Annotated in this window: 11 protein-coding genes; 9 read left to right on the top strand and 2 right to left on the bottom strand. The window is 63.8% G+C overall.

The genetic code is table 11. The annotated features are described in order from the left end of the window. From EOC93_RS30905 to arsK, 9 genes are all read left to right on the top strand, one after another. A partial coding sequence (locus EOC93_RS30905) for an energy transducer TonB (protein ID WP_164759348.1) occupies window positions 1–581 on the top strand: 581 nt, incomplete at its 5' end. Window positions 582–732: 151 nt separating this feature from the next. Further along, complete coding sequence (locus EOC93_RS30900) at window positions 733–1,065, top strand: helix-turn-helix transcriptional regulator (protein WP_095485001.1); 333 nt, start codon at window positions 733–735, stop codon at window positions 1,063–1,065. Between the two features lie 9 nt (window positions 1,066–1,074). Further along, window positions 1,075–1,581 (top strand): arsenate reductase ArsC, encoded by a 507-nt coding sequence (locus EOC93_RS30895; protein WP_095485002.1) that lies wholly within the window; start codon window positions 1,075–1,077, stop codon window positions 1,579–1,581. A gap of 2 nt (window positions 1,582–1,583) precedes the next feature. Beyond that, window positions 1,584–2,273 carry an MIP/aquaporin family protein gene (locus EOC93_RS30890; RefSeq protein ID WP_095485003.1) on the top strand — a complete coding sequence of 230 codons (690 nt, stop codon included), beginning with the start codon at window positions 1,584–1,586 and terminating at the stop codon, window positions 2,271–2,273. Continuing rightward, entirely contained in the window at window positions 2,270–2,692 is a 423-nt protein-coding gene (arsC, locus tag EOC93_RS30885; protein ID WP_095485004.1) for an arsenate reductase (glutaredoxin), read from the top strand. Before EOC93_RS30890 ends, arsC begins: the two co-directional genes overlap by 4 nt. A 28-nt stretch (window positions 2,693–2,720) precedes the next feature. Further along, a complete protein-coding gene (gene arsH, locus EOC93_RS30880) occupies window positions 2,721–3,413 on the top strand; it encodes an arsenical resistance protein ArsH (protein ID WP_164547274.1) in 693 nt (230 codons plus the stop codon). Between the two features lie 149 nt (window positions 3,414–3,562). After that, window positions 3,563–3,883: a metalloregulator ArsR/SmtB family transcription factor gene (locus EOC93_RS30875; protein ID WP_095485005.1), complete on the top strand. Its 321-nt coding sequence runs from the start codon at window positions 3,563–3,565 to the stop codon at window positions 3,881–3,883. Between the two features lie 50 nt (window positions 3,884–3,933). After that, on the top strand, window positions 3,934–5,379 hold the full coding sequence (locus EOC93_RS30870) for an NAD(P)-binding domain-containing protein (RefSeq protein ID WP_127206518.1): 1,446 nt from the start codon (window positions 3,934–3,936) through the stop codon (window positions 5,377–5,379). After that, window positions 5,376–6,611 carry an arsenite efflux MFS transporter ArsK gene (gene arsK / locus EOC93_RS30865; RefSeq protein ID WP_127206517.1) on the top strand — a complete coding sequence of 412 codons (1,236 nt, stop codon included), beginning with the start codon at window positions 5,376–5,378 and terminating at the stop codon, window positions 6,609–6,611. The genes EOC93_RS30870 and arsK overlap by 4 nt, the downstream gene beginning before the upstream one ends. 104 nt (window positions 6,612–6,715) lie before the next feature. Here the strand turns inward: arsK and EOC93_RS30860 are convergent, their stop codons facing one another. Both EOC93_RS30860 and EOC93_RS30855 read right to left on the bottom strand, forming a co-directional pair. Beyond that, entirely contained in the window at window positions 6,716–8,158 is a 1,443-nt protein-coding gene (locus EOC93_RS30860; RefSeq protein ID WP_127206516.1) for an amidase, read from the bottom strand. Window positions 8,159–8,165: 7 nt separating this feature from the next. Next, window positions 8,166–8,948, bottom strand: a 783-nt coding sequence (locus EOC93_RS30855) for an alpha/beta hydrolase (RefSeq protein ID WP_164759347.1), incomplete at its 5' end; no start/stop codon positions are given.

Genomic DNA, 8,948 nt, shown 5'->3' with positions numbered 1-8,948 from the left:
ACCAGCCGCCGCTCGAGGAGGTCGTGCCTGATATTGCCGAGGCCGTCACGCCGGACGTGGTCATTCCGCTGCCTCAGCCGAAACCGGTCGACAAACCCGTCGAGGCCAAGCCAAAGAAGCAGGCGAAGGTGAAGGAGCCGGCTGAGGTCAAGGCGAAGAAACCAGTCAAAGAGGCCAGACAGCGCCCGAAAAAGGAGAAAGCCGCACCGCCCCGGACAACGGCCAGTGTCGCTGCGAAGCCCGCAACCAGGGCGGCCGCACCGAAATCGGCCAAAGCGGCGGCCTCGAGACGCGGCGACTCATCCAAGTGGGACTCGCGCCTGGGTGCATGGATCAGGCGGCACACGGATTATCCGAGGGCGGCGAAAGCCCGGCGCGCGGAGGGTAGTCCGCAAGTCACCTTTACGGTCGACGGATCCGGCCGAGTCCTATCCGCCCGGCTGGCTCGTTCCTCCGGCGATGCCGACCTCGATCGTGCGGCGCTCAGCGCGCTGCAAGGTGCCAAAGTGCCGACGCCGCCGCCAGAACTCGGCTCGCGGATAAGTCGCACGGCGCCCTTCGTGTTCAACCTGCGCAACTAGGCAGCACGACCGAGGACCGGTTCTTCCGGATCCAGGTCGTCTTTGCCGGATGCGGACCATTGCAGTCCGCAAAGACGATTTTTGACTATCAATCGTCATCTCACTGTCATATGCCGGCCATATACATCCATAATTCCGGATTCTAGGATACATGGACAAGAACACCGCTCTTCTCGCATTGGCAGCGCTTGGCCAGGACACCAGGCTCGAAGTGTTTCGCCTGCTGGTCCGGGCGGGCGCAGATGGTGTTCCCGCTGGCGAGATCGCCTCGCGCCTCGGTACGGTGCAAAACACAATGTCGGCGCATCTGAAGGTTCTCGACCATGCCGGCCTCGTGCGCGCAGAGCGCGACGGCCGGACAATCCGCTACGTCGCCGACATGACCGGCTTTCGCGATCTGCTTGCCTATCTCATGGAGGATTGCTGCAACGGTGCGCCGGAGCTCTGCCAGCCGGTCATCCAGGCGGTGACCTGCAACTGTTAGAAGGACGCCATGAGTGAGCCATACAACGTTCTTTTCCTGTGCACCGGCAATTCGGCAAGGTCGATCCTCGCCGAGGCGATTCTGAACCGTGTCGGCGCCGGCAAGTTCAGGGCCTATTCGGCCGGATCGCGCCCGAAGGGAGAGGTCCATCCCTACGCGCTCCAGCTTTTGAAAACCCTCAACCACGACACGTCCTTCGCCCGTTCGAAAGACTGGCAGGAATTCGCAGCTCCCGGTGCGCCCGAGATGAATTTCGTTTTCACCGTCTGCGACAACGCGGCCAATGAATCGTGCCCGGTCTGGCCGGGGCAGCCGATGACGGCGCATTGGGGCGTGCCCGACCCGGCCGCCGTGGACGGCACGGACGCCGAAAAGCACCTGGCCTTTGCCGAAGCCTACCGCATGCTCAACAATCGGATCTCGATCTTTGTCAGCCTGCCGATGAACACGATCGACAAGCTCGCCCTGCAGAAACGGCTGGATGAAATTGGCCGCGATCTGCCGAAAGTGGGCTAACCATGGCGGCTGACCTGCCCCGTCGCATTGTCGCGGAAGCGCTCGGCACGGCAATGCTAGTCGCGACGGTCGTCGGGTCCGGCATCATGGCCGACAGGCTGACGGATGATGCGGGTCTTGCCTTGCTCGGCAATACCTTGCCGACCGGAGCGATCCTGGTGGTGCTGATCACCATACTCGGACCGATTTCCGGGGCGCATTTCAATCCGGCAGTGACGCTGGTTTTTGCGCTGAGGCGCGAAATCGACGCGACCACGGCTTTGGCCTATATCGTGGCCCAGATTGTCGGCGGCGTCGCTGGAACGTTGCTGGCGCACGCCATGTTCGAACTGCCGATTTTTCAGATCTCCCAAACCGTGCGGACCGGAAACGGACAATGGATTGCCGAATTGGTGGCCGCCTTTGGTCTGGTCTTCACCATTCTTGCGGGCCTTCGCTTCCGTTCGGAGTCCATCCCTTGGCTCGTCGGGCTCTACATCACCGCGGCCTATTGGTTCACGGCTTCGACGTCGTTTGCCAATCCAGCGGTCGCCATTGCGCGGGCGGTTTCCAACACATTCGCGGGCATCCGGCCGATGGATTTGCCGGCGTTTATCGTCGCCGAACTTCTGGGCGCGCTGCTTGCCATGGCCTTGGCAGGATGGCTGCTCACCGAGCCTAAACCAATCAGACAGATGAGAGCCGCGAAATGACTATCACCATCTATCACAACCCCGACTGCGGCACCTCGCGCAACACGCTCGCCATCATCAGGCAGTCGGGTGAAGAGCCTGAGGTGATCGAGTATCTGAAGAACCCGCCGTCGCGCGAACGGCTGGTCGAGCTGATCGCGGCGATGGGGATGACGCCGCGCGAATTGCTGCGCGAGAAGGGCACGCCGTACGCCGAGCTCAATCTCGGCGATCCCAAATGGACCGACGACGAGATCGTCGATTTCATGCTGAAGCATCCGATCCTGATCAACCGGCCGATTGTCGTCACGCCGCTCGGCACCATGCTCGCACGGCCGTCCGAAGCGGTTCTCGACATCCTGCCCAACCCGGATATCGGGCCGTTCACCAAGGAAGACGGCGAAGTCGTCATCGACGAGCAGGGCAAGCGCGTTGCCTGACCAGATACCCGAAGATTCCTTGCCGAACGTGGACGAAGACCAGTTCCGGCCGATCGACCTGCAGGCGCTGCTCGACGTGCCGCGGTCGATCCACAAGCCTCGCGTGCTGATGCTCTACGGCTCGCTGCGCGAGCGGTCCTACTCCCGGCTGGCGACGGAGGAAGCCGCTCGCATCTTGCGTCGCCTGGGCGCCGAGGTGCGCATCTACAATCCCGCTGGCCTGCCGCTGCCGGATTCGACGTCGGCCGACCACGCCAAAGTCCAGGAGCTGCGAAACCTGTCGGTCTGGTCGGAAGCGCAGGTCTGGTGCTCGCCCGAGCGGCATGGCTCGATGACGGGAGTCATGAAGGCGCAGATCGATTGGCTGCCGCTCTCGGCTGGCGGCGTCAGGACGACGCAAGGCCGCACGCTCGCGGTGATGCAGGTTTCCGGCGGCTCGCAGAGCTTCAACGCCGTCAACCAGCTTCGTATCCTCGGCCGCTGGATGCGGATGGTCACCATCCCCAACCAGTCGTCGGTGGCCAAGGCTTTCAATGAGTTCGACGAGGCTGGCCGCATGAAGCCGTCACCGTACTATAACCGGATCGTCGATGTGATGGAGGAGCTGATGAAGTTCACGCTGCTCCTGCGTGATCGATCCGCCTATCTCACGGACCGTTATTCCGAGCGCGTCGAAAGCGCTGAAGAGGTTGCCAAACGGGTCAGTCAGCGGTCGATCTGAGGTGATTGCCGCTCTTCGGCGTCGTAGCCGGATGCAGGATTATCCTGATCGGTCTCACAAGCGATCGGGGTTGGATACCGGTATACGACTAATTCGAGAATTTTCGAAATAGGGTTGACGCCACGTATTTCCGGCGCTACCTTATTTCCATGAAACTCGAACAAGCAGCAAAACAGCTCGAGGCGCTCGGCAATCCAACGCGGCTCAACCTCTATCGCACGCTGGTGAGGGCAGGCGAAACCGGACGACCCGTCGGTTATCTGCAGGAAACCCTCGGCATCGCTGCGTCAACCCTGTCGCACCATCTGCACCGGCTTATCCTGACCGGCCTGGTTACCCAGGAGCGCCAGGCAACGACCTTGATCTGCCGTGCCAATTACCCCGTCATGAACGATCTGCTCGGCTTTCTTGCCGACGAATGTTGTGCCGACGCTGCATGCGGTCCGGCGGTCGGCGAGGCGGCTGCGTAACTCTTTTTTGGCCAATATTTCTATAGTCCTAGAAGCATAGAAGGTGCGTCATGGCTCCCAATAGTAATCTCCCGGTCGCCATCATCGGCGGCGGACCTGTCGGTCTGGCCGCAGCGGCCCAACTTGTCAGCCGCGGCCTTCCGGTCAGGGTTTACGAGGCGGGTTCCGCGGTCGGCTCGAACCTTCTGGATTGGGGCCATGTGCGGGTTTTCACGCCGTGGCGCTATTGTGTCGATGCGGTCGCCCGAAAACTTCTCGAGAGCCACGGCTGGCAAATGCCGGAGCCGGAGGCATTCCCTACAGCCGATGAGATCGTCGGCCAGTATCTCGCGCCGCTCGCAAAGCTCCCCGAACTGGCGCCGTCGATCGAGACCAATGCCCGCGTTGTCGGCATTTCCCGGTGGGGCGCCGACAAGGTGTTGAGCAAGGCGCGCGAGACGCGGCCGTTCATGCTTCTGGTCGAAACGGCGCAAGGCACGCGCCGGGACAGCGCTCGTGCCGTCATCGACGCGTCCGGCACATGGCAGACGCCGAATCCGCTCGGTGCCGGCGGCTTGCCGGCCGAAGGTGAGAGGGAATTCGGAGATCGCATCGCCTACGGCATCCCGGATGTTCTCGGCCGCGACCGTCATCTCTATGCAGGCCGCACGACATTGGTGGTGGGCGCCGGCCATTCCGCCGCCAACGCCTTGCTGGAATTGGACAGGCTTGCGCAAACCGAGCCGGGCACGTCGGCACTATGGGTGACGCGCAGCACCGACCTTGTCCGTATCTATGGCGGCGGCGATGCCGACGCCCTGCCGGCGCGGGGCGAGCTTGGTTCGGATGTCCGGCATCTCGCCGAGAGCGGACGCGTGCGGCTGGTGACGGGCTTTGCCACGGTTGCCATTCGCGAGATCGACGGCCGGCTGGTTGTCGAAGGCAAGACAAAGGATGGATCGCGCACGCTCGGACCCGTCGACAGGGTCATCGCCGCGACCGGTCAGCGCCCCGACCTTGCACTGACCCGGGAGCTCCGGCTGGACCTCGACCCGTGGCTCGAAGGCGTCAAGGCGCTGGGGCCGCTCATCGACCCCAATGAACACTCCTGCGGTGATGTCCCGCCGCACGGTCATCGCGAGCTCAGCCACCCCGAGCCCGATTTCTACACGGTCGGCGTCAAAAGCTATGGCCGGGCGCCGACGTTCCTGCTGCTGACCGGCTACGAGCAGGTCCGCTCGGTCGCCGCGGCGATCGCCGGCGACATGGCTGCGGCCGATGCCGTGCAGCTGGTGTTGCCCGAGACCGGCGTTTGCACGGTGCCGGTATCGCTTTCAAGCACGTCGTCCCACGGTTGCTGCGGCGGACCAGCGCCGGCTGCTGTCGATGCCTGCTGTGTCGACGACGCCAAGGCAAAGGCGAGCGGCAAGTCTGGCTGCGGCTGCGGCTGCGGCAGCACGCAAGCGATCGCAGCAGTGCGCAGCGGCGATCTCGAGATTGCGGATGCCGCTCAATGAGCGACCGGAAGATCCCGGCTGCGGCACTCTGGGCGTTGGGGCTGACGCAGATCATCGGCTACGGCACGCTCTATTACAGCTTTAGCATCCTGGTGCCGTCGATCGCGCTCGAGTTCGCCTGGCCGGAACAATGGGTTTTCGGCGCCTTGTCGGCGTCGCTGCTGGTGGGTGGCCTGTTTGCCCCGACAGCCGGGCGCTGGGCCGATCGTTTCGGCGCCGGCCGGGTGATGACCTTTGGCTCGGCAGCCGCGGCGGCAGCGCTTGTCGCTTGCGCGCTAGCACCCGGTCGGGTGACCTTCGTTTTGGCGTTGATGGCCATGGAACTGGCGTCCGCGTTCGTGCTCTACAGCGCCGCTTTCGTGGCGATCGTCCAGGTCGGCGGAGCCAGGGCGCAGCGAAGCATCACCCATCTGACGCTGATCGCCGGCTTCGCCTCCACGCTGTTCTGGCCGCTGACGGCGGCACTGCACGAATACCTGACCTGGCGCGAGGTCTACCTGGTCTTTGCCGGCATCAATGTCGCCATCTGCCTGCCCATCCATGCCTGGCTGGCACGGCTGTCGCATCGGACAGATGAAAGTGCTTCACCGATACCTGCGGCCATCGGGTCGGCAGGCGGTGCGGTTGCCTCGCGCGACCGCAGCAGAGTGTTTCTGCTCATGCTTGGCGGCTTCGCGGTCGAGGGCTTCGTGCTGTCCTCGATCCTCGTTCACATGGTGCCGCTGACGACGGCGCTCGGGCTTGGCTCAGCCGGGCTTGTCGTAACCACGCTTTTCGGGCCGTCCCAGGTGGCGAGCCGGCTGATCAACATGCTGTTCGGCGGCCGGCTGGCGCAGGCCTGGCTCGCGGTCATCGGCGCGACCTTGTTGCCGCTCGGCCTTGTCGCCCTGCTGGCGACGACACCATCGGTGGCCGGAGCCATCGCCTTCGTCATCCTGTTTGGATTGGGCTCGGGCCTCGCCAGCATCGTCGGGGGCACGCTGCCCCTGGAACTATTCGGACGGGAGCGCTACGGCGCCCGGCTCGGCTGGGTGACGGCGGCGCGTCAGTTCTCGTCAGCGCTTGCACCCTTTGCCCTTGCCATGGCGATGGCGGGCATGGGCATCCAACCGTCGCTCTGGTTGACCGCGGCGGTCGGCATGCTCGGCATATTGGCTTTCTCGGCAATCATCTTGATCAGAAGGCAGCCTCTTGGGGCTGCGATCCCTCTTGTGAACGCCAATAGCCGCTGATCCTGATGCATGTTGCCCAAAAGTGCAGCGGTTTTGGGATCACGACATGCATAAAAACAATAACTTAAGGCGCATCGCGTGAATCCTTTCAGACGTGACGCGCTTTAAAAGTCTGCCGCCCAGATCGGCGGATGCCGCGTCGGCCATTGCGTTACCTGCTCCAGCTCATGGGCAATGCGGAGCAGCCGGTGATCCTCATTCTGGCGGGCAACGAGCTGGATACCGATCGGCACGCCGCCCTCGGACTGAAAGAGCGGAATACTGGCGGCGGGCTGCCCGGTGACGTTGAAGATCTCGGTAAAGGGTGCGAATCCGTAGGCCCTGTTTGCCCATTCCTCATAGTCGAAATGCGCGCCGTTGCCGTTGATTTCGCCCAGGCGGGGCGGCAATTCGGCCGTGGTCGGCGTCATGATCAGATCGAACCGATCGAATTTCCTCGCCATGGCGAAGGATGCCCGATGGGCGCAACTCTGCGCATCGAGGTAATCGGCCGCCGAGGCTTGTTCGAAGCGTTCCAGCGCGTGGCGGCTCAGTCGCTCGATTTCACCGTTTTCCGGCATGCGGCCGATCTCACCGGCTCGTTCCCGGATGGTCAGGCCGATCTCCGACATCCAAAGGAGGCTCCAGCCGTCGCCGCAATCGACCTCGGGTGGAAACGATGCTTCCTCCACCTCGTGCCCCAGCTCCTCGAGCAGCGCCATGGCTTCCAGAAACCGGGTCTTGATTTCGGGCGTGACATCAGTGCCATCGGCTCGCCGTCCCAGGCAGGCGATGCGCAGGCGTTCGCTCGGCGTGCGCAGCCAGTCGAAATAGGAGGGCACGGATCTGGACACGCGGTAAGGCGCCCCCAGTTCCGGGCCGGCAGTCATATCCAGCATGGCCGCGCTGTCGCGGACCGTGCGCGAAAGCACGTTCTCGGCATGGAGTCCGGCTCCGATCTCGCCGCGATAAGGGCCGAGAGGATTAAGGGCGCGGGAAGGTTTTAGGCCGAACAAGCCGCAGCAGGCCGCCGGCACGCGGATCGATCCGCCGATATCGGAGCCATGCGCTACCGGCACCATGCCGCTCGCGACGGCGGCAGCAGCCCCGCCGCTTGACCCGCCAGCCGTGATCGTCAGATCCCAGGGATTGAGTGTCGACCCGCGGAAGGCCGGCTCGGTCACGAAGTCGTTGGCATATTCCGGCGTGTTCGTTTTTCCCAGGGAGACCAGGCCGGCCGTCCGCCATCGCCGAACGATCTCGCTATCGGGCTTGGGCGCGGCATCCCTGAAATAGGCGGAGGAATGCGTTGTCGGCCAGTCCGCCGTGTGGATACCGGTATCCTTTATGAGAAAAGGAACGCCGGCTAAACGTGAGTTCTGGTCCAGGCTCCTTGCGCTGGAGCGAGCGCCTTCGGCATCGACCAGGGTCACGGCATTGAGGACAGGATTGATCTTTGCGATCGCCTCGATTGCGGCCTCAACGACCTCGGTAGCGGACAGGTCGCCGGAGCGAACATGTTCGGACAGTGCAACGGCATCGAGCGCCGCATATTCCGGCAGCTTCATGGCTGGCTCATGTGCCTGGCTCTCTGTGTGCCGGAAAGTGTGCGGTGATCAGCTGGGCGACCAGGGCCGGATCCTCCCAGTGCGGGTTGTGGCCGCAATCGGCGGCTTCGACGACTGCGGCGGTGGGAAAGGCTTCCACCAGCCGCTTCCGATGCATACTGTCGAACAGGGGATCGCGCCCGCCGTTTACGATCAGCGTATCGACTTTGACGCTTCGCGCAGCCGCCGTGAGATCGGTGAGGCGCACCTGCTCCAGTATGACGCGCCAGCGTGGCGCTGGCATGGTCGACGCCTCTGCCGCCGCCATTGCGAGGAAATCCCGTGGCACATCCGCCTCGCAGGCATGCCAATAGGCATAGAACGGGTCCGTCGGCGATATCGGGTCGCGCAGCGATTGCACCCCGACGACCATCGGATGCGCATCGGGGATTGCGGGCTGCAGCGTGCCGGCGAGCAGCACCAGCCCGCCGGCCAAAGCCGGATGCCGTGAGACCGTTTTGATGGCAATCATGCTGCCCAGCGAATGTCCAACCAGAACCGGCTGCACGAGCTGCAGCCTGGCAATGAGCGCGGCAAGGTCGTCGGCGAAATCGGCCGGCCCGAGGCCGCTCGTCCCGGCCGGCGAGGCGCCGTGCCCGCGCAGGTCGGGAATGATCAGGCGGCGGCCTTCCAGATAGGGGACGAGCAGGGAAAAACTGCGGCTCGTGTCGGTAAAGCCGTGGATGAGGACAAGCGGCGGCTCGGCCCCGCCGATCTCCATATAGGCCATGGCGGGCCCCCCGCTAGCGGC

Source organism: Mesorhizobium sp. M6A.T.Ce.TU.002.03.1.1 (genome assembly GCF_003997275.1).
GTDB lineage: Bacteria > Pseudomonadota > Alphaproteobacteria > Rhizobiales > Rhizobiaceae > Mesorhizobium > Mesorhizobium mediterraneum.
The sequence above is the reverse complement of the archived record's forward strand: the minus strand, read 5'-3'. Positions and strand labels throughout refer to the sequence as shown.